The 24,259-nt window shown below is 58.4% G+C and carries 19 protein-coding genes and 2 CRISPR repeat arrays; of the genes, 15 read left to right on the top strand and 4 right to left on the bottom strand.

Features of this window, described 5'->3' with window-relative positions:
• Positions 1 to 508 precede the first annotated feature (508 nt).
• The 3 genes from MPRO_RS12285 to MPRO_RS12275 all read right to left on the bottom strand — a co-directional run bounded on the left by MPRO_RS12285 (position 509) and on the right by MPRO_RS12275 (position 4,927).
• Positions 509 to 2,518: a tripartite tricarboxylate transporter permease gene (locus MPRO_RS12285; RefSeq protein WP_067292667.1), complete on the bottom strand. Its 2,010-nt coding sequence runs from the start codon at positions 2,516 to 2,518 to the stop codon at positions 509 to 511.
• Positions 2,519 to 2,577: 59 nt separating this feature from the next.
• Positions 2,578 to 3,705 (bottom strand): Bug family tripartite tricarboxylate transporter substrate binding protein, encoded by a 1,128-nt coding sequence (locus tag MPRO_RS12280; protein ID WP_067292664.1) that lies wholly within the window; start codon positions 3,703 to 3,705, stop codon positions 2,578 to 2,580.
• Positions 3,706 to 3,823: 118 nt separating this feature from the next.
• Positions 3,824 to 4,927 (bottom strand): 4-oxalomesaconate tautomerase, encoded by a 1,104-nt coding sequence (locus MPRO_RS12275; protein WP_067292661.1) that lies wholly within the window; start codon positions 4,925 to 4,927, stop codon positions 3,824 to 3,826.
• Between the two features lie 575 nt (positions 4,928 to 5,502).
• Between MPRO_RS12275 and MPRO_RS12270 the strand changes: the two genes are divergently transcribed.
• From MPRO_RS12270 to MPRO_RS12205, 15 genes are all read left to right on the top strand, one after another.
• Positions 5,503 to 6,420, top strand: coding sequence for a transcriptional regulator GcvA (locus MPRO_RS12270; RefSeq protein WP_067292657.1), 918 nt, complete (start codon positions 5,503 to 5,505; stop codon positions 6,418 to 6,420).
• Between the two features lie 6 nt (positions 6,421 to 6,426).
• The gene (locus MPRO_RS12265) at positions 6,427 to 7,098 is read left to right on the top strand and encodes a response regulator transcription factor (RefSeq protein WP_067292654.1); all 672 of its coding nucleotides are present in this window, start codon (positions 6,427 to 6,429) and stop codon (positions 7,096 to 7,098) included.
• Positions 7,073 to 8,515 carry a sensor histidine kinase gene (locus MPRO_RS12260; RefSeq protein WP_067292651.1) on the top strand — a complete coding sequence of 481 codons (1,443 nt, stop codon included), beginning with the start codon at positions 7,073 to 7,075 and terminating at the stop codon, positions 8,513 to 8,515. The genes MPRO_RS12265 and MPRO_RS12260 overlap by 26 nt, the downstream gene beginning before the upstream one ends.
• Positions 8,515 to 9,609: an ABC transporter substrate-binding protein gene (locus MPRO_RS12255; RefSeq protein ID WP_067292648.1), complete on the top strand. Its 1,095-nt coding sequence runs from the start codon at positions 8,515 to 8,517 to the stop codon at positions 9,607 to 9,609. Before MPRO_RS12260 ends, MPRO_RS12255 begins: the two co-directional genes overlap by 1 nt.
• A 167-nt stretch (positions 9,610 to 9,776) precedes the next feature.
• Positions 9,777 to 10,616 (top strand): helix-turn-helix transcriptional regulator, encoded by an 840-nt coding sequence (locus tag MPRO_RS12250; RefSeq protein ID WP_067292640.1) that lies wholly within the window; start codon positions 9,777 to 9,779, stop codon positions 10,614 to 10,616.
• A gap of 113 nt (positions 10,617 to 10,729) precedes the next feature.
• Positions 10,730 to 13,357: a CRISPR-associated helicase Cas3' gene (gene cas3 / locus MPRO_RS12245; protein WP_067292637.1), complete on the top strand. Its 2,628-nt coding sequence runs from the start codon at positions 10,730 to 10,732 to the stop codon at positions 13,355 to 13,357.
• A 12-nt stretch (positions 13,358 to 13,369) separates the two neighbouring features.
• On the top strand, positions 13,370 to 14,866 hold the full coding sequence (casA, locus tag MPRO_RS12240; RefSeq protein WP_067292634.1) for a type I-E CRISPR-associated protein Cse1/CasA: 1,497 nt from the start codon (positions 13,370 to 13,372) through the stop codon (positions 14,864 to 14,866).
• Positions 14,866 to 15,423, top strand: a complete 558-nt coding sequence (casB, locus tag MPRO_RS12235; protein WP_102136303.1) for a type I-E CRISPR-associated protein Cse2/CasB — start codon at positions 14,866 to 14,868, stop codon at positions 15,421 to 15,423. Before casA ends, casB begins: the two co-directional genes overlap by 1 nt.
• Positions 15,420 to 16,064 carry a type I-E CRISPR-associated protein Cas6/Cse3/CasE gene (cas6e, locus tag MPRO_RS12230; protein ID WP_067292632.1) on the top strand — a complete coding sequence of 215 codons (645 nt, stop codon included), beginning with the start codon at positions 15,420 to 15,422 and terminating at the stop codon, positions 16,062 to 16,064. Before casB ends, cas6e begins: the two co-directional genes overlap by 4 nt.
• Before the next feature lie 16 nt (positions 16,065 to 16,080).
• Positions 16,081 to 17,208, top strand: a complete 1,128-nt coding sequence (cas7e, locus tag MPRO_RS12225) for a type I-E CRISPR-associated protein Cas7/Cse4/CasC (protein ID WP_067292630.1) — start codon at positions 16,081 to 16,083, stop codon at positions 17,206 to 17,208.
• Positions 17,209 to 17,216: 8 nt separating this feature from the next.
• The gene (gene cas5e / locus MPRO_RS12220) at positions 17,217 to 17,927 is read left to right on the top strand and encodes a type I-E CRISPR-associated protein Cas5/CasD (RefSeq protein ID WP_067292627.1); all 711 of its coding nucleotides are present in this window, start codon (positions 17,217 to 17,219) and stop codon (positions 17,925 to 17,927) included.
• Positions 17,928 to 17,930: 3 nt separating this feature from the next.
• Positions 17,931 to 18,806, top strand: a complete 876-nt coding sequence (gene cas1e, locus MPRO_RS12215; protein ID WP_067292624.1) for a type I-E CRISPR-associated endonuclease Cas1e — start codon at positions 17,931 to 17,933, stop codon at positions 18,804 to 18,806.
• The gene (gene cas2e, locus MPRO_RS25070) at positions 18,784 to 19,071 is read left to right on the top strand and encodes a type I-E CRISPR-associated endoribonuclease Cas2e (protein WP_082708713.1); all 288 of its coding nucleotides are present in this window, start codon (positions 18,784 to 18,786) and stop codon (positions 19,069 to 19,071) included. The genes cas1e and cas2e overlap by 23 nt, the downstream gene beginning before the upstream one ends.
• Before the next feature lie 47 nt (positions 19,072 to 19,118).
• Positions 19,119 to 20,072: direct repeats of the CRISPR family, unit length 28 nt; unit sequence GTCTTCCCCACGCCCGTGGGGGTGTTTC.
• Positions 20,073 to 20,166: 94 nt separating this feature from the next.
• Positions 20,167 to 21,476: a CRISPR direct-repeat array (repeat unit 28 nt; unit sequence GTCTTCCCCACGCCCGTGGGGGTGTTTC).
• A gap of 301 nt (positions 21,477 to 21,777) precedes the next feature.
• On the top strand, positions 21,778 to 22,638 hold the full coding sequence (gene aroE, locus MPRO_RS12210; protein ID WP_067292621.1) for a shikimate dehydrogenase: 861 nt from the start codon (positions 21,778 to 21,780) through the stop codon (positions 22,636 to 22,638).
• Between the two features lie 118 nt (positions 22,639 to 22,756).
• Positions 22,757 to 23,350: a DUF4124 domain-containing protein gene (locus tag MPRO_RS12205; RefSeq protein ID WP_067292618.1), complete on the top strand. Its 594-nt coding sequence runs from the start codon at positions 22,757 to 22,759 to the stop codon at positions 23,348 to 23,350.
• Positions 23,351 to 23,410: 60 nt separating this feature from the next.
• Here MPRO_RS12205 and MPRO_RS12200 read toward each other — a convergent pair whose 3' ends face one another.
• The gene (locus MPRO_RS12200) at positions 23,411 to 23,977 is read right to left on the bottom strand and encodes a hypothetical protein (RefSeq protein WP_158651807.1); all 567 of its coding nucleotides are present in this window, start codon (positions 23,975 to 23,977) and stop codon (positions 23,411 to 23,413) included.
• Between the last annotated feature and the right edge of the window lie 282 nt (positions 23,978 to 24,259).

Genomic DNA, 24,259 nt, shown 5'->3' with positions numbered 1-24,259 from the left:
TATGTAGACGGTGTAGGGCGTCGGCAGGGTCAGATGTGTATAATGGACAGAAATAGTTGGCCCCGTAGAAGCGGGGCCGGTGCCAATCAACAATCACTCATAACACCATTTACGCTCACACTGTGGTTGAAGGGTGGTTTGCCTCCCTGGATTCCAGATTTTTGGTTTTTTGTTTTCAGGCTCGTGGCTCAGGTTTGGCTCTTGATTTCCTAGCCCCTAGCCCCTTTAATCTCGCCCCTCGCCCCTTTTTAACCTCCAGCTCAACCTGTGCCGCAAATAGTTGGCCCCGCAGAAGCGGGGCCGGTGCCAATCAACAATCACTCATAAAACCATTTACGTTTGCACTGTGGTTGAAGGGTGGTTTGCCTCCTTGGATTCCAGATTTTTGGTTTTTTGGTTTCAGGCTCTTGGCTCTTTCTAGCCCCTAGCTCCTAGCCCCTTTAATCTCGCCCCTCGCACCTCGCACCTCGCACCTCGCACCTCGCCCCTCGCACCTCGCTTTTGAGCCTTAGCTCAGCGGCCAGGGGAGCTGCACCATTTCTTGCAGCAGTCCGCGGGGCATATCCAGCACCATCAGGTGGGACAACACCACCAGGAAGGTCAAAGCCGCACCGGTCAGTGACAGGGTTCTGATCATCGACGTGCGTGCCTTGAGCAGCAGGAAGATAACGAAGAACAGGCCAATGGCGATCAGGTAACCGAACAGGTAGCAGCCCAGAACCAGGCCACTCAGCCAGTAAACATAGTGGGGCAGGCTGGTGATGCTGCTGTCGAGGCTGTAGCCGGCTTCCACTTCGTTGTCGAAGTTCACCGGGTCTTCCAGTCGTCCACGCAGCAGTTTAACCAGCACGATCAGCGACATCAGGAGCATGAAGGCGCACAGACCTGCGGTGAAAACGCCGCCCAGGAATGAGTGCTGCAGCGCATCGTAGAGACCGTAGCCAAAGAGGCCGACCACGGCGAAGGCGAAGATGATCTGCGGGCGCAGGTTGCTGGCGCGACGACGCGGAGCTTCGGCTGTGGTTTCGGTGTTTGCGTCTGTATCGTCGGTTTTGTCCGCAGGCTTGGTGCGCACGGCGAAGTAGATAGAGGCGACAGTGATCGCGGCAATGATCAGCACGCCGGGCTTGGTCAGGAAAGACCAGCCATCAAACTGCACCGCCTGATAGAGATAGGTTTCCATGCCGCCGGCCAGTACGAAGCCGATCAGGAAGGCCGGGCGTGGCCAGTCGAAGCGTTTCATTACGACACCCAGCACGCCAATGGCCAGCAGTGCGACCAGATCGCCCAGGCTGCGTGTGGCCTGGAAGGCGGCAAAGCAGATGACCATCAGCATGAAGGGCGCCATCAACGCGTAGGGAATCAGCGTCAGGCGGGCGACCCACTTGGACAGCAGCAGGCAGGAGCCGGCGCCAATCACATTGGCCAGAGCCAGCGACCAGACGATGGTGTAGGTCGTGCCAAGCTCGGCACCCACCATGGCGGGGCCAGGTTCCAGGCCGATTAGTACCATGCCGCCGAGGAAGACAGCCATGCTGCCGGAACCCGGGATGCCGAACAGCAGAGTAGGAATCAGACCGCCACCCTCTTTGGCATTGTTGGCCGATTCAGGTGCGATAACGCCGCGCACATCACCGTTGCCGAACTGGGGATTGTCCTTGGCCTTGGTGGTTTGTACTGCATGGCCATAGGCAATCCAGTCCACCACGCTGCCGCCAAGACCGGGCAGAGCGCCAACCAGGGTGCCGAGTATGGCGCAGCGGATCGACAGCCATTTGTGCTTGATCACATCCTTGAAGCCTTCAATCCAGCCACTGCCAAGGGCAGCGGTTTCGGCGATGGCGCGATTCTGGCGCAGCAGATCGATAATTTCCGGTATGGCAAAAATACCCAGACCCACCACAACCAGCGGGATACCATCCATCAGGTAGGTATTGTCGAACGACATGCGGTATTCGCCGGTGGCAGGAGCTGCACCCAGGCTGCCCAGCAGCAGACCTATACCGCAGGCGCTGATGCCTTTCACCAGGCTGTTGCCAGCCAGTACGCCTACCATGCTCAGGCCCAGCAGGGTCAGCATGAAAAGTTCGGCCGAGCCAAAGGCCAGAATCAGGGGCCGCGCAATCAGCACGAAGACCGTCAGCATCAGGGCGCCAAAAAGGCCACCGAACAGGGATGCCGTAAAGGCCGCCGCCAGGGCCCGGGCTGCATGACCGCGCTTGGCCATCGGGAAGCCATCCAGCACCGTGGCCTGGGAGGCGCTGGAGCCTGGAATACCCATCAGCACCGAGGTAAAGGTATCGGAGGTGGGGATAACCGCCACCAGGCCGACCAGCATGGCCAGCGCGGAGATGGGGTCCATGCCGTAGAGGAAGGGCAACAGCAGGGACAGGCCGGCGATACCGCCAAGACCCGGAAAAATACCGATCATCAGGCCGAGGAAGACACCGCCGGCGAGATAAAGAATATGTTGCATGCTGAGTACGGTCAGCAGCGATGTAATCAGAGTGTCGAGCATGGGAGTCACCACTTGGCAGGGTGCGAAAAGGGCGGGATTACCCGCCCCTGTGGGTCCGCTTATTCTTGTGCTTCAAGACCGGCGCTGTATTTGGAGTTGAGCCAGTCGATGACCCAGGTTTTGGCGGCGTCATCCATGCTCACGGCTTCGGCAAACATCTGGCTGGCCTCATCGCCCACGGCCTGTTCGTAGTCACCCAGCACGTCCTGCGCCTTTTCCTTGAAACCCGGTACTGCAATCACCTTGGCGGCGGATTCGCGGTACGCCTGGACAACGTCGTCTGGCGTGCCCTTGGGCAGGAACAGGCCTTTCTGGGCGGCATAGCCGGCTATGAAAAAGGATTTCCAGGCGCGAAAGCGTTCGCTGTCCGGAGCCTTGCCGTGCACCATTTCATAGGCTTCAACAAAGTGCGGCAGATCCGGGAAAGAGGGGTCGCGCTGGATCTTGCCATCCTTGCCCAGCACGCCCCAGCTGAACAGCGGTACGGCCTTGCCTTCGTCGACCAGCGGCTGCACTTTCTTGATAAAGCCGGAGGTGGTCTGGTCGTCTATGTTGACCTCGCCGCGCTCAAACGCCAGGCGGGCTTCGCCGCGCCCTTTCATGCCAAATACGGCTTTGACATCCAGCCCCAGTACTTCGAAAGACAGCAGTGTGATCAGGTCGAGGCTGGTGGCGCCCTGGCTGGCGTACTTGAGATCGGCATCCTTGAGCTTGACCAGGTCGGCGACGTTTTTCACGCCCAGATCGGAGCTGATATAGACCACGCCGCCGGTGGGGGAGGCCAGGATGGCGGTCCAGTCCTTGTATTCATAGCGCACGCGCTTGTCGCCCAGAATATAGGGGAACATGGTGGAACCGGAGGAGGCGAAGATATCGCGGCCATTAGCCTTGGCGCGCATATGGAACTGGTTGGCACCGCTGGTGGAGCCGCCGCCGGGAATGTTCTTTACCACCACGATCGGCTGGCCAGGCAGCTGCTCGCCAATCAGGGGTGCGTAGAAGCGGCCCCAGGTGTCGGTGCCACCGCCTTCCTTGAAGGGCATGGTCATTTCGATGCGGGCGCCATCAAACTCCGCCGCCAGGGTAGGCGTCGTTACGCTCAGCGCACTGGCGCAGGCGATGGCGGCAACCAGTGGGCGAATGGCGCGGGCGGAAAGGTTGAGCAGGCTAAGGTGGGTATTTTTCATTTTTATGGTCTCTTTTATTGTGATCCCGAATCCGTGCAGGCCCGGGTTATGAGTAAATCTATGCCCCCAAGCTGTCACCAAGCTGTCATGGATGTGTTGGGGGATTTATTGTGTTGCTTCAGGAGACTCTGGCGCGCGGTGTGCCACTCCAGATGAAGCTCGGCACGTACAGATCGCCGCTGATCAGCTTGCGGGCGGTGCGGATGACACCTGCGCTGCGCACATCGATGCCTTTGGCCGCAGGCTGAATATCCAGCACTATTTCGATCTGGCCGCTGGGGTGTTCGATGCGCAGGGTCGAATCGCCAAAGACAGTGCCCAGAAAAGGCGCTGCCACTGAGCCCGGTACCATGGCGCAGGTGCTGACGCAGATTGCGCCTGTAACGGCATGGCTGGCGTGGCAGTTGTCGGGCACGAAGTAGCGCGATGTGATACTGCCGCCGTTGCGCGGTGCCGACACCAGCGCCACCTTGGGTATGACCTTGCCACTGGCATCGCCCAGACCCATCTTCCAGGACGCCGCACGACGAATGCTTTCGATGCGCGCCATCATGTCGGTATCGCTATCCAGCTCAGCCTTGGTTTCGGCGCCGTTCTTGCCCAGAGACTCGGCAGCGATGACCACCATGGGTACGGCGGCGTCGATACAGGTCACGGGTACGCCTTCGATCAGGTCCCAGGCGTTGCCGGTGGGCAGCAGGGTGCCGGTCTTGCTGCCGGCCACATCGAGAAAGTTGAGCAGTACAGGCGCTGCGGTACCGGTGACGCCGTCGATGGCGGTGTCGCCTTCGTATTCAACCTGGCCGTTGGGGGTTTTTACCCGCACTTCGATCAGCTTGCTGGTGTTGACGTTGAACACCCGCACCACGGTTTCGACTGCGCCGGGTTCTACCAGACCAGACTCGATGGCAAAGGGGCCTACGCCTGCCAGAATATTGCCGCAGGAAGGCGCTATATCGACGGACAGCGTATCGATGCCGACCTGGGCAAAGAGGTAGTCGACATCGGCGTCTGGCCGGGAGGAGGCCGAGATGATCGCCGTCTTGCTGGTGAGGGAAGTACCGCCTCCAATGCCGTCGATCTGCTGGGCGCTGGGGGAGCCGAGCGCCGCCAGCAAAACCTTCTCCTGGGTGGGCCAGTCTTCAGGCAGACTGGTTGCCAGGAAATAGGGGCCGCGGGAGGTGCCGCCGCGCATGATGGTGCAGGGGATGGATGTCTGCATGCTTGCTCTCCTGGTGGATGAAGGGAAAGTGGATTTAATTTTTCTATGTCATTTGTTATCGAGCCAGGCTTGTCTGGCTGATTTGTGAGCAAGATACGCCCGGCGGTTTTGCGCGACAAACCATATAATTTCGATTCTTGGTATAGAAAAATTAAATCTATTATTTTTGTTATTTAAAAATATGGCGTACTTTCATGCAGCTTTTAGCTGTTCGTCCTGGTGTTGAAAGGTGTTAAACACTTTGGTGAGCTAAAAATGTTTTTCAGTTAAGTGTTTGTTATTTATATTTTTAAATTTAAATTTCTGACCCTTTTGAAGACCTTGTGCGAGTCTCATCAAGCGTTGATGTCGCACAGCCAGGCTTGCTCAAAATACGACGAGGGGCTGTGCTCTGAACGAGGCTAAGAGGCTTCAGAATTAGAATATCTAAAACTTTAAGGTGCCGGCTTTTTATTGTTTTTATACGTCGGGTGTTTTTCAGCTATCGAAATTGTCGCTATTTGATATAGATAATCTACACTAAATGGCAATTGGCTCCGCTGGAGCCGCGTACTACCGGATCCAGGATCAGCATCATGCGACGATTACCCCCCCTTAAGGCGCTGCGCGCCTTTGAAGCGGCCGGGCGCCACGAAAGCCTGAAACAGGCGGCGGACGAGCTGCATGTCACCACCGGTGCCGTGAGTCAGCAGGTCAAGTTGCTGGAGGAGTTTCTGGGGGTTGATCTGTTCAAACGCCTGAACAAGTCTGTGCGCCTGACCGAAGCCGGTCGGGCGGCGCTGCCGCTAATCGAAAGTGGTTTCGATCTGCTGAACCAGGCGGTGACGCGGGCACAGGAGTTTGGCAATCAGAACCTGATTACCATCAGTGTGGCGCCCTCCTTTGGTGCCAAGTGGCTGTTGCCGCGTCTGGAGTTGTTTCGCAAGGCGCACCCCGATATAGACCTGCGGGTGGATGCCTCGACCCGGCTGGTGGATTTTTCCTACGAGGATGTGGATCTGGCCATCCGCTACGGGCCGCCGAAGGAGCGGGGCATGCACCTTGAAGCCCTCACCGATGAAATTGTGTTTCCGGTATGCAGTCCGCGATTGCTGGAGCGCGGCACTGTTTTCCGACAGCCGCGGGATCTGGCGGGTCAGACGCTGCTGCACTTCGAGGGCCGGGCGGATGACCGTGAATTTCCCGGTTGGGGGCAATGGCTGGGGGCCGCAGGTGTAGCGCCGCTGGAGGTGGTCAACGGGCCGCGTTTCAGCATGTCGAGCATGGTGCTGCAGGCGGCGATGGACGGCCAGGGGGTTGCACTGGGCAGCAGCGTGCTGGCGGCGGATGACCTGCGCGCCGGGCGTCTGGTGCGCTTGTTTGATGTCAGCGTGCAGGCGCGGCACAGCTATTATCTGATCTGCACGCGCAATACCCTGAACCGGCCCGACATTCAGCGCTTTGTGCAGTGGATCAAGCAGGAAATGAGTGCCGGGCAACGTGACAGCAAGTGAGGCAGCATGCGAATTCTGATCGTGGAAGATGATCTGACCCTGGCCGAGGCCATAGGCCGGCGCCTGCTCAAGCAGGGCCACGCCGCCGATGTGGCGCCCGATGGCCGCCAGGCGGACAGCATTCTCAGGCATCAGGCGTTTGATCTGATTATTCTGGATCTGAACCTGCCGGGGCTCGGCGGTGAGCAGGTGCTGGCCCAGCTGCGCCAGCGTGGCAGTACCACGCCGGTGCTGGTGTTGACCGCCCGTGGCCAGATAGAAGACCGCATCAGCCTGCTGGATCTGGGGGCGGATGACTATCTCAGCAAGCCGTTTGATTTTGGTGAGCTCGAAGCGCGCAGCCGCGCCCTGTTGCGGCGCAGCCAGGGCCAGGCGCAGGACCGGCTTTGCATCGGCAATACCGAGCTCGACCGCCACGCCTGCACTGTTACCGTTGCGGGCGCTGTGGTGGAGCTGAAGCAGCGCGAGTTTCGCCTGCTGGAAATTTTCATGAGCCGCACAGGCCGGGTGCTGAGCAAGGAAGAGCTGCTGGATCATCTGTATAACTTTGATGAAACACCGGGCGCCAATGCCATAGAGCTCTATGTGGCACGCCTGCGCAAGAAGCTGCCGCACAGTTCCGTACAGATACGCACCCTCAGAGGCCTGGGCTATGTGGTTGAAAATACGCCTGCCTGATGTGGGGCGCTGGTCGATCCGGCGCAAGCTGCTGTGCATCACCAGCCTGCTGCTGATCGCGGTGTCGCTGCTTGGGGTGCGCGCCGCCCAGAGTTATGCTCAGAACGCGGCGCAACTGTCCTACGACCGGCTGCTTACCGGGGCTGCGCTGCAGATTGCCGAGCAAATTTCGCTGCGCCAGGGCCGTGTGGTGGCAGATCTGCCCCGGGCCGCCTTTGAAACCCTGGCGCTGGCGCCGGATGACCGGGTCTATTACCGCATTATGGGGCCGGGGGGTGAGCATATTACCGGCTATGACGATCTGCCTGGGGCCCCGGCCCGCGTGGGGAAAATGGCGCATGGCTCCAGCCAGGGGGATGCCGGTGATGCTTTCAGGAAACAGTTTTTCGATGCCGATTACCGGGGTGAAGCGGTGCGCTTTGTGCTGCTGGAACGGCTGCTGACCGAAACGGATTTTAGCGGCTATATCCGCATCCAGATCGGCCAGACCAGGCTAGCGCGCACCAGCCTGGCAGACGAAATCAGCCTGCGGGCGCTACAGCTGATCGGGCTGCTGTTTGGTGTTGCCCTGCTGCTGGTTTCCTTAGGCATCTGGATGACGCTGCGCCCGCTGGATCAGCTCGACCGTGCTCTGGCCCGGCGTTCCTCCGTGGACCTGAGTCCGCTGGATATGGCAGTGCCACGGGAGATCTCGAAACTGGTACACACCATTAATCATTTCATGCAGCAGCTGGGCGGCACCCTTAATGGGCTGCAACGCTTTACCAGCGAGGCGGCGCATCAGATTCGCACACCCCTGGCGGGGCTGCGTTCCCAGGCACAGAACGCGCTGGACGAAGAAGACAGTACCCTGCGCCAGCAGCAGCTGGGCCGGGTGCTGGAGTCGGCGGATCGCCTCAGTGATACGGTGAACCAGCTGCTTAGCCAGGCGGTGCTGGCCCATCGCCTGCGCAGTCAGCCGGCCGAAGCTGTGGCGCTGGATTCGCTGGTGCGCGACCTCTGTCGCGAGCTGGCGTTGCCGGCGCTGGAACAGGGCGTGGAGCTGGGGTACGAAGGTGATGCCCAGGTGCTGCTGCAGGGCAATGCCTTTGCGCTGCGCCAGATGGTGCAAAACATCCTCGAAAATGCCATTCGCTACAGCAATCCGGGCAGCGAGGTGCGGGTGCAGCTGCAACAGGATGAGCGCTCTATCAGCCTGGCGGTGGCGGATAACGGCCCCGGTATCCCTGATGCGGAAAAGCCGTTGGTGTTCGAGCGCTTTTACCGCAGCCCCGGCAACAGCCGCACGGGCTCGGGCCTGGGGCTCGCCATTGCCAAGGAGGTGGCCAGTTACCATCGCGCCTCACTTAAACTGAGTGACAATGAGCCCGCGGGCCTGGTGGTCACAGTGCGCTTTCACCGCCGGAGGGCTACCTGATGCGGTTGTCAAAGAGGTTGCCAGGCTGTTTTGTGCGTCTGCTGCTGAGCCTGTTTTTGAGTGTGTTTTTGGCTGGCACAGCGACGGCGCTGCGGGCCGAAACCCTGTGGGATCTGCCGTCCCGTGGGGCTGAAACATCGGTGCTGCAGGTGTATGGCGGCGCCGACTTTGTCGCCATAGCGCCGCTGCTTGAAGCCTATCAGATGCAGTATCCATCGGTGCGGCTGCAATACAGCGAATTCGGCACCCTGGAGCTGTATAACCGCTTCCTGCAGGACCTGCCCCGCACGCCTGATCTGGTGATGAGTTCGGCCATGGATCTGCAGTTCAAGCTGGTTAATGATGGCTACGCCCAGGCCTACAGCTCGGCCCAGACCCAGGCGCTGCCTGACTGGGCGCGCTGGCGTAACGAGATCTTTGGCATCACCTACGAACCTGCCGTAATGGTGATCAACAGCGGCTTTCTGGACAACGAAACGCTGCCCTCTAGCCGCGCCGAGCTGATCGACCTGATCCGGCGCAAGGGGGATCAGGTGCGCGGGCGCATTGGTACCTTCGATATTGAAAAGGTCGGTATCGGTTATCTGGTCTGGTCCCACGATAACCTGCGGACCGCCAGCAACGGCCGCCTGCTGGAGTCCTTCAGCCTGCACGATGCCCAGCTCTTCCAGAGCAGTGCTGCCATGCTGCAGCAGCTGGCCCTGGGCAATATCGTTATCGCCTACAACGTGCTGGGCTCCTATGCCCACGCCTGGGCGCGGCAATATCCGGTGCTGAGCGTCATCAAGCCCAGCGACTACACCACAGTGATTATGCGCAGCGCCTTTATCCCCGCCGCCGCCGCCAATACCACCGATGCCAAGCGCTTTCTCGACTTCATGCTGTCGCTGCAGGGCCAGCAGGTACTGGCCGACAAATCGAGTCTTTACCCCATTCGCGACGAAGTCTCGGGCGAAACCAGCGCCCAGGGCCTGCGCCTGTCGAACAACAGCCCGCTGCGCCCCATCCCGCTGGGGGTCTCCCTGCTGGTGCAGACCGATGCCATGAAACGCAGCCTGATTCTGGAAGAATGGCGCAACGCCTTCAGCCGCTGAGTGTGGTTTTAACGCTGTAATATCCGGGCCATAGCCGTGTTACGCCAGCGGACAGATTATAACGAATTGCCCGCTCGACAAGCCGGCACGGGCCGCTTAGTCTGTATTGCCCGCACAGCGGGAATTTTAGCCAGCAAAACCGGATCGAGCGCCTACAAGGATGTGGCATGCAGCAGTCGGATATAGAGCGGCGTTATTGGCTGATCGAACTGATCGCCTACTGGGAAGGGCGCGTCGCCACGACCCACCTGAGCGAGTTCTTCGGCATTGGCCGCCAGCAGGCCAGCAAGGACATCGGCAGCTACAAGCGGGCCTTTCCGCGCCATCTTGAGTACGACACCCACAGCAAGGGCTATGTGCCCACAACGGCTTTTCAGCGTCAGCATATCAGCGGCGATGTGACCGAGTACCTGAGCCTGATGACGGGCATGCGTGCCCATGCGAGCCCGCAAAGTGCAGCCTGCCAGTTGCCCCATCTGGCGCTGGCCCATCCTCCACGCACAGTACCGCCTGAACTGATGCGCCCGTTGCTGCGGGCCATCCGCCAGCAGCGACGTGTAGAGGTGGACTACGTATCTGTCAGTAACCCCAGCCGGGACGGGCGCATTATCGTGCCCCATACCTTCGTCAGCACAGGCCTGCGCTGGCACCTGCGTGCCTACTGTGAAAAGAGCCAGGGATACCGGGATTTCGTGCTCAGCCGCTTTCGCGGCATCCCCGAACTGCTGGATCGCTCGGCGTATTCCAGTGCCGGCGATGACGCCTGGAACACCCAGGTCACCCTGCGCCTGCAGCCCGACCCACGCCTGAACTCCGCCAGAAAAGACGCCCTGATACACGACTACGCCATGCACAACGGCGAGCTGCAGCTGCGCACCCGTGCGGCGCTGGCGCACTATCTGCTGCTGGAAATGCAGGTGAATATCAAAATGCTCGACGGCAACCCCGAAGCCCAGCAACTGGTACTGGTGAACCTGGATGAAATCAAACCCTGGCTGTTCAGCTGACAGCAGGTGAGGGCGCCGAACCTGTCGCTTCAGGCGACCTGTTTATTTTCGCAGGATTGGCGAGGTGGAGGTGATGCATGGATAGTGGCGATGGAGTTTAAAGGATACGCACGATGATACGACGTAGAAATACAACGATCACCAGAACAGTCTTGCTGGTAGACGCGATTCCTTTTGGTGATTGCCCTGCCAAAAGCTATCAGGGCGAGGACGGGCGAACTTACCCCGGCCGGAGCGTATTCAACCACTGTCAGATCGTGGGAGAAGTCGCTCGTGAAATTATCCGGCGCTCACCTTGTGGAATAGCACAGGCGCTTTTTCCAGAAGGAGCGCCATTTGCCGCCGCCAATCATGATATCGGCAAGGTGAGCCCTACCTTCTACAACAAAATCACGCGCGCCTGTGCCGGTGAACTGATACCGGGTTTCAGCCCGGATCTGGAGAAAGGGTGGGGCGGCCATGCGGGCGTCAGTCAGTTGACGGCAAGGGCCATGGGGGCGCCTGATTTTGTGCCGGAAATCATGGGTCAGCATCATGGGTTTTCCCCGCCGGTTGCCGGGAAACGAGCAGCAGATGAAATTTTCGGTGGCGCAGCATGGCAGAATGAACGTGAAGAGCTGGTGCAGGCGCTGCAGGAATATTTCGGTGAGACCTGGCCTCATGTCGAATCTGCACCGCAGGCGCGTCTTCTGGCCGGATTGACATCGGTGGCGGACTGGATTGGTTCGGGCGAGCTTTTTGAAGATCCACTGGCGCCCTGGGAAGAGAATATCGGCAAGGCGCTGGATGCTGCCGGCTTTGTTCCGCCAACCTACAAAACTCGACTCAGCTTTGAACAGGTGTTTGGCTTCTCTCCCAGAGACGCTCAGTCCAGCCTGATTGAGCAGGTAGCCTCGCCCGGCGTCTACGTGCTGGAAGCCCCGATGGGGCTGGGCAAAACAGAGGCGGCCCTGTATGCCGCTTATAGGGTGCTTTCCTCCAGCCAGGCCAGCGGTATTTACTTCGCACTGCCTACTCAATTGACCTCCAACAAAATTTTCGAGCGGTTCAACCAGTTTCTGCAAGGCGATGACGAGAAAGGCTTGTCGGGAATACTGGCGGATGACTGTCGTCATCGTTCCCTGTTGCTGCACGGAAATGCCTGGATGCTGGATACCGATATGGGCGAAGAGGGCAGGCCGGGCGGTGCCTGGTTCAATCAGGCCAAGCGCGGGCTGTTGGCGCCCTTTGCCGTGGGCACTATCGACCAGGCGTTGATGGCGGCGATGAATGTCAAGCATGGCTTCGTGCGTGCCTTCGGCCTGGCCGGCAAGGTGGTTATTCTCGATGAAGTGCATACCTATGATGCCTATACCGGTACCTTGCTTGATGCGTTAGTGGCATTGCTGCGTTCCTTGCATTGCACCGTGATCATTCTCAGCGCCACTCTGAACCGAGATCGTCGTCAGCAACTACTCGCCGATACGCTATCCGCTAGCGATTATCCCCTGATCACCGCCTGCCCCGCCCTGGCAGAGGTACGTGAAGTACCTGTGCCTGCGGGGCCCTCCTGTTCGTTCACTATTCGTTTGCAGCGTGATGAAAAGTTGGCGGTGGAGCAGGCCTTGCTGCGCGCCGAGCAGGGGCAGCAGGTGTTGTGGATCGAAAACACCGTGCTGGAAGCTCAGCAGCGTTATCTGGATCTGGCCGCCCGAGCCAGTGAGTTGGGTGTGGCCTGTGGGCTATTGCACTCGCGTTTCACCGCCGATGACCGTCAAAACATGGAAGACAAGTGGGTCAACCTTTTCGGTAAAGCCGGTTGGCCACAGAGAGGCGAGCAAGGCCGGATTCTGGTGGGCACCCAGGTGCTGGAGCAATCTTTGGATATCGACGCTGATTTCATGGTCACGCGCTTCGCGCCCACCGATATGCTGTTGCAGCGCCTCGGCCGGCTCTGGCGCCATGAAGACACCCTGCGCTGCAAAATGGCCGGACGAGAGGCCTGGCTGTTGGCGCCGGAACTGGAAGCCGCCATCGACGAGCCTGAAAAACATTTCGGCAGCAGTGCATTCGTATACAGCCCCTACGTTCTGTGCCGCAGCCTGGAAGTCTGGCAAACAGTCCAGACGGTCAAGCTGCCGGAGGACATCCGCGGGCTGATTGAAAGTACTTACGCCACTCGGCTTGAGCAGGGGCAAATGAATCGCTGGTCGCTTGAATTAGTGGAAGGTACTCCAGGGCGTAATGGAAAACTTAAGCGCGCAGGGCGCAAGACACTACGGCAACTGGCCAGAGTCACGCTGGCTGATGCCGGTAACACCCTGCCAGAAAGCAAGGCGCAGACCCGCTACAGTGAGGCAGATAATTTTGAGGTTCTGCTGCTACGCAACTTGCGCCTCGTCCCGGAAAAGGAGTTGACCTTGCTGACGCTACTTAGTGGTGAACAGTTGCATTTGCCATGGAAGCGTCACCATCGTGACAAGGCGCAATGGCGGCAACTGAGCGCCGCCCTGATGCGTCAGGTGGTGGCTGTCAGGGTGCAGGACGCGCCTAAGGCTCTGCCGGTGGACAAGCTCAAACGCTTTGGCTTGCAGCATTGCTTTTATCTCGGCAGCCCGGACTGGCCGAACGACGAGAGTGTATTGCGTGTGGCATTGGTAGACGACACCGGCAGCCTGCAAGGCGTTGAGTATGCAGAGGTTCACGAGAAATACACCTTGGAATACCGGAATGACCTCGGTTACCGGGTAATCAAAGACTAGGGGAAATTGCTGATGGAAAATCGTTTCAACTTGATTGATGAGCCCTGGATACCGGTGGTCGATCACGGGCGCGTCAGCCTGCGGCAGCTATTCAGCCAATCGGACTATCGCAGCCTAGGTGGCAATCCGGTTCAGAAAATTGCGTTGCTCAAGCTGCTGCTGGCGATTGCCCAGTCTGCCGTCACACCTGAAAACGAGGACGAGTGGAAAGCATTGGGAGCGCAAGGCCTGGCTGAGCGTTGCCTGGCGTATCTGGATAAATGGCATGATCGATTTTATCTGTATGGCGAGCGGCCGTTTCTGCAGATGCCCACGATCAAGACGGCAAAAATTCAACCCTTTGGTGCTGTGCTGCCGGAAGTGTCTACCGGCAATACCACGGTGCTTAGCCAGATACAGGTTCAACGGTCGCTGGATGATGCTGGCAAGGCTTTGTTGTTGCTGACCCTGATGGGCTTTGCTTTGTCTGGCAAGAAAACTGATAACAGTGTGGTGCTGTCGCCGGGCTATGCCGGGAAGCGCAATGATAAGCGAAAGCCTTCTACCGGCAAGCCTGGCCCGGCCGTAGCGCATATGGGGCTTTTGCATAACTTCTTGTTGGGAGGTCAATTACAGGAAACGCTCTGGCTCAATCTGCTGAGCCAGAGGCAGATCGAGCAAATGAACATTTATCCCGAAGGATTGGGTGTCTCTCCTTGGGAGCAGATGCCAGAAGGTGAGCACTGTATACAGGCGCAACAGCTAAAACAGTCGCTTATCGGGCGGCTCATACCACTTTGTCGTTTTTGTTTGCTTGCCGATGATGGCCTGCATTACTCGGAGGGCATTGCACATCCGGGCTACAAGGAAGGTGTTGTTGACCCGAGTATGGCAATCAATAACTCAGGCAAGGAGCCGAAAGGATTGTGGGTAGACCCGGAAAAACGACCGTGGCGTGAATTGACGGCGTTGCTGGGCTTCTTTGAGCAAGGAGAATCACAAGGGTTTCAAAGCTGGCAGCTGCGCAGTGGTCTGGAGCGTGCCAGAGATGTAACTGACGCTTTTGCTGTCTGGTCTGGAGGACTGCGAGTCAGCAGTAATGCGGGTGAGCAGTATGTATCCGGCAGTGATGATTTTGTTGAATCGCAGGTCTGGTTGCACAGTGACATGTTGGGCGCGCTTTGGTTTAGCCAGTTGAAAGTGGAAATGGATGCGCTCGATACGCTGGCCAAAAACCTGTATGGCAGAGTCATGGCCTTTTTAAAGGAGCAGAAAGTTGATGGCGCCAAGCTTGCGGCCCAAGCCACACAACTGTTCTGGCAGCTCTGCGAACGCGATTTCCAGCCTCTGGTAGACAACTGCGACCAAACCGAGAATGCCGCCAGCCAGCGTCAAAATCTGCGCCGTCGCTTTGCCGACTATGTTCAACAGGCTTATGACCAGTTTTGTCCACGGGAAACTGCCCGGCAACTGGATGCCTGGGCCAAGTGCCGCCCCAATAACAGTAAATACTTGAAGCAGGAGGCTTGATGCCGATGCAAGTTGACACTCAGCCTGCACAAGCAGGTGCCAAAAAGAGCAGGGAGCAGCGTTTTGTCGAAGCCGTTGTCGAGCGCTGTAGTAACGATAAGGGGCTGGCGGCGCGTCTGCGTCGGGCCGATAACCCGGCTACCGAATACCAGAGCTGGGAGTTGCTCGGCGCCATGGGCGTTGACCTGGAAAAGGACTACCAGCGTCTACCTTTCGTTACGGTGGCAGCCGCTATCGCCAAATCCAAGGCGGAACACAACGGCAGCTTGAAGCTAGGGCGTGCCATTGCCGCCTGCTATGAGGACGGGAATCAAAGCGATCAGGCCAAGGCTCGCCTGCGCCGCCTGCTGGCCTGTGATGAGCTGGCAGAAGCCTGCCGCATTCTGCGTCCGATTCTTACCCTGATTGACAGTAAGGTAGGGCAACCGCTCGATTTTGTCCGCTTACTCAGGCAACTACGCAACTTTCATTTCGACGGACAGCGCGTCAAAACCCAGTGGGCACAGGAGTTCTATGGCCAGCCGGCACAGACCGAAAACGAGGAGGCCACCCCATGAGCATGATTGCCAGCGTACTGCACCTCGACCGCCCAGCGGTGAAAGCCTTGCGTATCACCGATGCCTATTCTCTGCATCGAGTGGTGTATAGCCTTTACGACGATGTCCGTGATCCGGAATCGAAACAGACCAGTGAGTCCAGCGGCATTCTTTATGCTGACCAGGGTGGTGATTACAAGGGGCGGAAAATCTTGATGCTGGCTAACCGTCAACCTATGGCTGCCGTGGGCGGTCAGCACGGTGAGGTACTGAGCAAGCCGATACCAGACAATTTTCTGGAACACAGCCAGTACCGCTTCAAGGTGATCGTCAACCCGACCCGACGTGATAGCGCCAGCCGCAAACTGGCTCCCGTGCGTGGCCGCGAGGCGGTGGCCCAATGGTTCGCGGAGCGGGCAGCGACCAGTTGGGGTTTTGCCATAGCCACCGAGCATCTGCAGGTGGATAAAGTTGAAATCCAGCAGTTCAAGGATAAACAACAGCGACAGGTGACCATTGCGCAGGCCCATGTTCAGGGTCTGCTGCGTATCACAGACCCAGCGCAATTTAAAACGAGCTTCAGCCAGGGCATAGGTCGAGCCCGTGCCTATGGCTGTGGTTTGCTGCAGATTGTTCCCGTCCTCGACAACCCCTTCGCTTAAGACAAGGAAACTAAAAATGACCAATACCTACACCAATACCCGTATTGAATTTCACATCCTGCAGTCATTCCCGGTTACCTGTCTGAACCGGGACGATGTGGGCGCGCCGAAAACCGCCATGGTCGGCGGCGTTACCCGGGCGCGAGTCAGTTCCCAGTGCTGGAAACGGCAAGTAAGACTCTCACTGCACGAGATAGGTATGGTACGTGGAACCCGGACGAAGCTTATCGCTGGTCTCATTGCAGATGCTTGTATGCAGCAGGGCGCAACACAGGATCAAGCTGTTGTATGCGGCAACAAGATCGAGCAGATTTTTATCAAGAAGAAAGAAACCAAGCCCAAGAAAGGAAAGGACGAGGCATATGAAATCGATATGCATTCGTCAGAGGGGGAGAAAACAGACACATTGCTGTTTCTCAGCCCCAATGAAGTACAAATCATTGCACGAGCGTTTCGTGAAGCTGGCTTTGATTCTGGCGCAGTCATCAAGCAAAAGGATGCCAAAAAACAGGCAGCCGAGCTTGCGCAGCTGATCGGGAAAACCAATGAACACATCAATGCACTGGATATTGCATTGTTTGGTCGGATGGTAGCTCAAGCCGCCAGTATGAATGTGGAGGCGGCGGCATCCTTTGCCCATGCCATTTCCACCCACAAGGTCAGCAATGAAGTGGAGTTTTTTACAGCGCTGGACGATAGACAGGAAGAACCGGGCTCCGCACACATGGGCAGCCTGGAATTCAACTCCGCAACCTATTACCGCTATATCAGCCTGGATTTGGGGCAACTAGCGCAGACCATGGGTGAGCAGGAATTGAAGGAAGCTATTGCTGCGTTTACCCAAGCCTTGTTTGTCGCGGTCCCCAGCGCCCGCCAGACCACCCAGTCCGGCGCCAGCCCGTGGGAGTTCGCCCGCGTCATGGTACGTAAAGGCCAGCGCTTGCAAGTGCCGTTCGAAACTCCGGTCAAGGCTCGTGAGGGTGGCTACCTGCAACCGAGCATTGAAACGCTCAAGAGCTATCTGGATAAAAAAGAAAAACTGGCTGGTTCCTTGTTCGGCAAGCAGGAGGCTTATGACTGGGGCGAGGATGAGGATTTCAGCATCGACCACCTGATCGCCGCACTGCAAACCCATGTACAGTGAGGTGCGCCATGAGCGAACCTTACCTGTTGCTCTGGCTGGAGGCGCCGCTCCAGTCCTGGGGGCATGATTCCAAGTTTGGGCGGCGTGATAGTCTGGACTTCCCCACCAAATCCGGTGTGCTTGGTTTACTGTGCTGCGCCAGGGGCGCGGCAGGGGAGCAGACCGAATGGCTGGCACGCTGGGCCGATCTGGATATGCAGGTGGAAGCCTACGTTCCTATTGATCGACAGGGCAATGCCACGCCCCGGCTGCCATTGATGCGGGACTTCCATATGGTGGGTAGTGGGTATGACGACCAGGACCCCTGGGAGAACCTGCTGATCCCGAAAACCAGTGAAGGCAAGAAAGCGGTGGGAGGAGGCACCAAGATGACCTACCGCTATTACCTGCAGGATATGGCCTATGCCGTCGCCCTGCAGGGGCCGGAAGCGGAGCTGCAGGCTGCTGCAGAGGCCTTGCAAAGCCCCGTGTGGGATCTGTACCTGGGTCGCAAAAACTGCGTGCCCACAGAGTTCATTTTCCAGGGCGTCCATGTCGACGCCCAGCAGGCATTGGGCGCAGCTCGACGATTGGCAAAGGACAAGGAGCGTCTACCCACGTTTCAGGTGTTGCAGGGGGAGCACGATGGTGAGGTGCTCACCCTGAATGACGTGCCGCTGCAATTTGGTGAGCACAAAAAATACCGTGACCGGCGGGTGACCGTAATGAGTATGGAGTGAACTATGACCGCAGGGCAGCGATTGTTCGTCAAGGTAACCCGGGATTCACTTCCGCAGGTTAAGGACAAGTACCCATTCATCTATCTGGAGCGGGGAAGGCTGGAAATCGATGACAGCAGTGTCAAATGGATCGATTCCGAAGCTAATGTAGTGCCACTGCCAGTGGCTACTCTGAACGCTCTGCTCTTGGGACCGGGTACCACCGTTACCCATGACGCCATCAAGACAGCGACAGCGGCCAACTGCGCAGTTTGCTGGGTAGGGGAGGACAGCCTGCTGTTCTATGCAGCAGGTTTTCTACCGACTGCGGACACCCGGAATCTGAAACGGCAGATAGAGTTATCTGCCGACCCGGAGCAATCAGTGGAGGTGGCGCGGCGGATGTTTACTCGTCGTTTCCCCGATGCTGATCTGCAAGGTAAGACCCTCAAGGAGATGATGGGCATGGAGGGTTATCGGGTCAGGTCGCTCTATCAAGCCAAGGCCGAGCAGTATCAGGTCGGTTGGAAAGGACGGCAATTCATACCGGGGAAGTTTGATGTCAGCGATATCACCAATCGGATTCTGACAGCCAGCAATGCTGCTTTGTATGGGATCCTCTGTTCTGCGGTCCACAGTATGGGTTATTCGCCGCATATCGGATTTATTCATTCCGGCAGTCCGTTGCCCTTTATCTATGACTTGGCTGACCTGTACAAGGAACATCTGTGTATCAGTCTGGCCTTTGAGCTGACCCGCGACATGGCCGGGCGCTACAACAAGCACAAGGTATCTTCCGCATTTCGCGAACGTGTCATTGAAATGGATCTGCTGGCGCGGTTGGCGGAGGATATACCCGATATGCTGGGGGTGAAGAATGCTCGTCGTCGTAGCAAATGATCTGCCGCCAGCAGTACGAGGGCGGATGAAATTATGGTTTGTTGAACCCCGGCCGAATGTTTTTGTGTCAGGTGTGAAAGACTCGGTTGCAAAAACTGTTATCGAATATCTCTATCAACATTGCCCCGCTGAATCGGGTGTGATGATTTTTCGTTCCCTACCAAAACCACCTGGTTACGACATTCGCACTATAGGTCCAACCAGAAAACAGTTGGTCGAAATATCGGGCCTCCAGTTAGTTATTGAAACCTTGAAAAATTCGTAAACCCTATATGTTGTGTTGTTAGGGTGGCTCTTTAACAATATATTGGTGTCTTCCCCACGCCCGTGGGGGTGTTTCCGTTTTAAAGGGTGGCCCTTTGGATGGTGTCCAGTCTTCCCCACGCCCGTGGGGGTGTTTCCGGCGCCGGCGTGGCCCGCATGACCCTGAGCGAGTCTTCCCCACGCCCGTGGGGGTGTTTCCAGCAGGGCATTTTAGTTATCTGTCCCGGTGTATGCGCGCCACGGTCTTCCCCACGCCCGTGGGGGTGTTTCCATCCGGATTTCCGCCCAGGGGCCCGGGTTGGTGTCTTCCCCACGCCCGTGGGGGTGTTTCCTACAGGAGCAAATGCCGTGCTGATTATCGGGAGTCTTCCCCACGCCCGTGGGGGTGTTTCCATCGCGCTCGCAGTCTGAGCAATAAATCCTGCGTCTTCCCCACGCCCGTGGGGGTGTTTCCTGCCCCAGCAGCATGCGGGCAAGGCCGTAGAGGTCTTCCCCACGCCCGTGGGGGTGTTTCTTATACATGCTTTCATCTGCCGTCACAGTGTCAGTCTTCCCCACGCCCGTGGGGGTGTTTCTACTGTTTGATACCGCCTATGCTGATTATCGTGGTCTTCCCCACGCCCGTGGGGGTGTTTCTATTGGCGACGCGTTTAAGCTGTCGTGGCCTAAGTCTTCCCCACGCCCGTGGGGGTGTTTCTCAGCCATGACACCGGCAGTCTTGAAAGACCCGGTCTTCCCCACGCCCGTGGGGGTGTTTCTGGGACGCCGCCCCCACAACGACCTTGATCAGCGTCTTCCCCACGCCCGTGGGGGTGTTTCCATCGCCGGCGGCTGGTACCTCTGGTGCATCGAGTCTTCCCCACGCCCGTGGGGGTGTTTCCGCTTTTTGCTTTGTCGCTGGTTGATCTTCTCAGTCTTCCCCACGCCCGTGGGGGTGTTTCCACAGGCGCCTTTGAATTTTTCAATATGTCCGAGTCTTCCCCACGCCCGTGGGGGTGTTTCCGCTTTCTCAAATTGATCGTATTTACCAGGGGGGTCTTCCCCACGCCCCGTGGGGGTGTTTCTCCGTAAGGTGCCTGCAAGTGACCCCGTGCTAGGTCTTCCCCACGCCCGTGGGGGTGTTTCTCGGCCCTCAAGGCGCGCGATGCTGAGTTAAAAGTCTTCCCCACGCCCGTGGGGGTGTTTCCGCCGGGACCCGGTGGCCCACCGCGCATTTCTCGTCTTCCCCACGCCCGTGGGGGTGTTTCTACTCCTCCCCTCGATTACGCCGATCCGCATTTGTCTTCCCCACGCCCGTGGGGGTGTTTCTGCAGCAGATCACCCGCACTTTCGTGATGGGGAGTCTTCCCCACGCCCGTGGGGGTGTTTCCAACGCCCTGCTGGCCAAGATCCTGCTGGGTGCGTCTTCCCCACGCCCGTGGGGGTGTTTCTGAGGACACGCGGGACGCCGCCATGCTGGCTCTGTCTTCCCCACGCCCGTGGGGGTGTTTCCCGACCCCACCCCGCATACTTATCCACCGGGTGGTCTTCCCCACGCCCGTGGGGGTGTTTCCAACCCCATATCAACCGACGCGGACCAGGCAACGTCTTCCCCACGCCCGTGGGGGTGTTTCTGCCAGGTGCGCTGGATAGAGCGCAGCTGATAAGTCTTCCCCACGCCCGTGGGGGTGTTTCCGTATTAAGCATCCCCGAAAACACCTCCGAAATGTCTTCCCCACGCCCGTGGGGGTGTTTCTCTTTGCCAGCATCGGTTCATCGTTGAAGTTTTGTCTTCCCCACGCCCGTGGGGGTGTTTCTCATCCAGAGACCCAGCCGGCTGGGACGGCTGAGTCTTCCCCACGCCCGTGGGGGTGTTTCCATGTGGCGCATCGGCAGCGGGCGCTGGAGACAGTCTTCCCCACGCCCGTGGGGGTGTTTCTTTTCCACATCAACAGAATTCATAGTCATGCCAGTCTTCCCCACGCCCGTGGGGGTGTTTCTTAGCCGGGGCGTATATGGCCAAGGCGGCGGGCGTCTTCCCCACGCCCGTGGGGGTGTTTCTGACGCAGCGCGATAAGTGGCAGAAGCGGCCTGGTCTTCCCCACGCCCGTGGGGGTGTTTCCGATATTACCATCAGCACAAAGCCGCCGGTGAAGTCTTCCCCACGCCCGTGGGGGTGTTTCTAGAGGCCGGGCATCGTCAGAGACGGTGGGCAGGTCTTCCCCACGCCCGTGGGGGTGTTTCCTTCACGAAGCTGTTTCTTTTTATCGCGCTTTGGTCTTCCCCACGCCCGTGGGGGTGTTTCCAAATATGTGGTTATCACATACATCTGCAATTTGTCTTCCCCACGCCCGTGGGGGTGTTTCTCACAGTCACCAGCCTGGGCGCCATTGCCGTGGGTCTTCCCCACGCCCGTGGGGGTGTTTCCTTGGTACAAACGCCAAATCTTCTACCCCCGTCCTTCCCACGCCGGTAGGGACAATTGTGAATTCGTAATTATTTGTTTTGATGCAGTAGTGATTCTTCCAGTGCGTTTACACCGTGCGCCGGCCGTCGTTCTTGGCTGCAACAATTGAAATTGGCTTAGTCGCTGCGCTTGCTAGGATGCGAGTAGCGTTTTTTATGGATAGCGAGGCGCAGCGGGTAGGGGGCAGCGGTTTTTGTGGGTTTGTGGGTGCTGAGTGCTGGTCTGCTGCGGGTTTTTCCATGGGTGTTTGGGAGTCTGTTAATGAGTGCCAATTTTCTGAGTGAACTGACCGGGTCTTTCTCGCAGCCGTCGGCGGAGAATCCAACGGTGGCGATGGTGGAGGCGGCGTACCGTCATCATGGGCTGGATTGGCGCTATATCAATTGCGAGGTGGCGCCCGGGGATCTGGAGGATGCGGTGCGCGGTGCCAGGGCGATGGGCTGGGCGGGTTTTAACTGTTCGATTCCGCACAAGGTGGCGGTGATCGAGCATCTGGATGGGCTGGGTGAGTCGGCGCGCATCATTGGCGCGGTGAATACGGTGGTGCGCCGGGGTGGTCGCTACGAGGGCGAGAATACCGATGGCCGGGGTTTTGTCGAGTCGCTGCGGCCGGTGCTGGATCTGCGGGGCAAAAAGGTGGTGCTGCTTGGGGCCGGCGGGGCTGCGCGGGCAGTGGCGGTTGAGCTGGCGCTGGCGGCTGTGGCGCAGATCAGGGTGGTGAATCGTGACCCTGGGCGCGGGCAGGAGCTGGCGCAGCTGGTGAATGACAAGACCCAGGCCACAGCGGATTTTGTGCCCTGGGATCATACTTTTGTGGTGCCCGCAGGCACCGATCTGCTGGTCAATGCCACCAGTATCGGGCTTTATCCCAATGTAGATGCCTGCCCGGATATTGATCTGGATTCACTGCATGCAGCCATGGTGGTGGCCGATGCGATTCCCAATCCGCCGCGCACCGCGCTGATTCGGGCCGCCGAAACTCGGGGCTGTACCGTGCTGGATGGCCTGGGCATGCTGGTGAACCAGGGGCGTATTGCGATTCGTTACTGGACGGGTATCGAGGTAGAACCAGAGGTGATGCGTGAGCGTCTGCTGCAGGTGCTGGGTGTGACGGACAAATAGCGTGATGCAACCCAATGCCCGGGTGTCGGTCGAATGCTTCAGGCGGCGGTAAAAGGGTGCAGTGTTAATGTGCATAGCCTTTGCGGGCCGCGTTTCTTCAGACGGCAGGAGCAGGGCTATGACTTTCTGGCGATGGTGCCTTTGGCCGCTGTTGATATGCGTGAGTTCGGCTGCAATGGCAGGCTCCGTATACCGCTGGCGGGATGAAACAGGCGTGCTGCATTTCAGTGGCGTACCCCCGGCGGGCGTTGCGGCAGAGGAGGTGCGCCTGGGCAGGATCTCGGTGGTATCGATGACCAGGTCTACATCGGTCGGCGAGGTGCCAGTGGTGCCAGAGTGTGCGCCGGGATACAGCGATGATGAGGTCTGTGAGTCCGCGCAGCCAAGCCGTGCACTGGAACCCGAACCTGAGGTTGAATCACCCCAAGACCAGTTAACGCCGACCCGAAAACATGGCGAAATTCGCGACGATACTCTGGAATCGCGAACAGAAAAGCTCATTGATTACAATAAGAGGAAGCAAATGGAGGATGTCGATAAGCAGGGACGGATTAAGGAAATTAAAGCAGAACGCAAGCTTAGGGCGGAACGGCGGTTTACGCCAGGCACCCGAAAACCGAAAGATCCCGAGACTAAGGCTACCGTAAGGATGGTGCCGAAAACCGTGAACAAAAGGCTGAGCGAAAAAAACAACGTGGATGCGTCTAAGTAACGCAGCTATTAACGGCAGGCGCTGGCAGGCCCGCGCTGCAGGTGCCTGCCGGTCAGCGGGTTACCTTCCGTGTTTGCGAATGGTGCGGGCAATGCGCGTTGCGTAGCGGTCCACCGAGTGTTCGACGATGTCGGCGTTGCTGACCAGAAAATCCACTTTGTAATTTAGCTCCGCCAGCACGAAGGCCAGGGTGTTAAGCCCTTCGCTGCCGCTGCCGAAATCCCCGCGCTCAAATGCCTGCATGACACGCTTGAGGCCGGAATCTACCGGGGTGAGGCGAAAATCCTGCGGCGTATCGGTCTTTTTCAGCAGCCGGGTTACGGCTGTCTGCACCAGCGGCATGACAATGGCGCCGGCCACGCTGAGGTTGGGAATGTTCAGCGCCAGGCTGCCATCATCCTGCAGGCTGATATCGCTGAGCGGGCGGTGGCCGTTGGCGGTGAAGCTCTTATAGCGGTTGGCAGGGCGGGCCTGGGGGCCGAAGTAGCGCTCCAGCGGTTCCTGATCACCGGACTCCAGCAGGTCGGAAAACTCTATCAGTCGATGTATATCAGTGGCGATCCAGCCAAGGCTGTGCAAGTTGGCGAGGTCGCCCCCCAGGCAGAGACTAACTTGTTGATCCATCATGTTTCTCTAATGGTAAGCGACCTGCGATCGGGCAACGGCGCAGTTATAGCTGGCGGTCGGGGCCTGTGCTTTAACGTTCTGCCCTGCTTTGCATCCCGATTGAATCGGGCACGAATTTTCTGCAGCAAGCATGAATACAATCACATTGGCGGGCTGCGGGCAACCGGTGCCGCTCTTGAGTGGGGCAGGCAATGGGCAAAAAAAGCGCATGCGCTGCTAGGAAGCTGTCCGAGAATACTCAACCTACTGCGAGCCACCTGAGTTTGGCTGTTTTTTGTGCTG

The organism is Marinobacterium profundum (assembly GCF_001528745.1).
GTDB classification, from domain to species: Bacteria; Pseudomonadota; Gammaproteobacteria; order Pseudomonadales; family Balneatricaceae; genus Marinobacterium_A; species Marinobacterium_A profundum.
Note: the sequence above shows the minus strand (reverse complement) of the source record. Positions and strands in the feature narration are given on the sequence as shown.

Excerpts from the sequence above, each read along its gene's own strand:
- MPRO_RS12200 (WP_158651807.1), bottom strand. The coding sequence starts at position 23,977 with ATGATGGATCAACAAGTTAGTCTCTGCCTGGGGGGCGACCTCGCCAAC.
- cas2e (WP_082708713.1), top strand. The coding sequence starts at position 18,784 with ATGCTCGTCGTCGTAGCAAATGATCTGCCGCCAGCAGTACGAGGGCGG.
- MPRO_RS12270 (WP_067292657.1), top strand. The coding sequence starts at position 5,503 with ATGCGACGATTACCCCCCCTTAAGGCGCTGCGCGCCTTTGAAGCGGCC.
- MPRO_RS12260 (WP_067292651.1), top strand. The coding sequence starts at position 7,073 with ATGTGGTTGAAAATACGCCTGCCTGATGTGGGGCGCTGGTCGATCCGG.
- MPRO_RS12265 (WP_067292654.1), top strand. The coding sequence starts at position 6,427 with ATGCGAATTCTGATCGTGGAAGATGATCTGACCCTGGCCGAGGCCATA.
- casA (WP_067292634.1), top strand. The coding sequence starts at position 13,370 with ATGGAAAATCGTTTCAACTTGATTGATGAGCCCTGGATACCGGTGGTC.
- MPRO_RS12275 (WP_067292661.1), bottom strand. The coding sequence starts at position 4,927 with ATGCAGACATCCATCCCCTGCACCATCATGCGCGGCGGCACCTCCCGC.
- cas6e (WP_067292632.1), top strand. The coding sequence starts at position 15,420 with ATGAGCATGATTGCCAGCGTACTGCACCTCGACCGCCCAGCGGTGAAA.
- MPRO_RS12250 (WP_067292640.1), top strand. The coding sequence starts at position 9,777 with ATGCAGCAGTCGGATATAGAGCGGCGTTATTGGCTGATCGAACTGATC.
- casB (WP_102136303.1), top strand. The coding sequence starts at position 14,866 with ATGCCGATGCAAGTTGACACTCAGCCTGCACAAGCAGGTGCCAAAAAG.
- MPRO_RS12255 (WP_067292648.1), top strand. The coding sequence starts at position 8,515 with ATGCGGTTGTCAAAGAGGTTGCCAGGCTGTTTTGTGCGTCTGCTGCTG.
- MPRO_RS12285 (WP_067292667.1), bottom strand. The coding sequence starts at position 2,518 with ATGCTCGACACTCTGATTACATCGCTGCTGACCGTACTCAGCATGCAA.
- cas3 (WP_067292637.1), top strand. The coding sequence starts at position 10,730 with ATGATACGACGTAGAAATACAACGATCACCAGAACAGTCTTGCTGGTA.
- cas5e (WP_067292627.1), top strand. The coding sequence starts at position 17,217 with ATGAGCGAACCTTACCTGTTGCTCTGGCTGGAGGCGCCGCTCCAGTCC.
- cas1e (WP_067292624.1), top strand. The coding sequence starts at position 17,931 with ATGACCGCAGGGCAGCGATTGTTCGTCAAGGTAACCCGGGATTCACTT.
- cas7e (WP_067292630.1), top strand. The coding sequence starts at position 16,081 with ATGACCAATACCTACACCAATACCCGTATTGAATTTCACATCCTGCAG.
- aroE (WP_067292621.1), top strand. The coding sequence starts at position 21,778 with ATGAGTGCCAATTTTCTGAGTGAACTGACCGGGTCTTTCTCGCAGCCG.
- MPRO_RS12280 (WP_067292664.1), bottom strand. The coding sequence starts at position 3,705 with ATGAAAAATACCCACCTTAGCCTGCTCAACCTTTCCGCCCGCGCCATT.
- MPRO_RS12205 (WP_067292618.1), top strand. The coding sequence starts at position 22,757 with ATGACTTTCTGGCGATGGTGCCTTTGGCCGCTGTTGATATGCGTGAGT.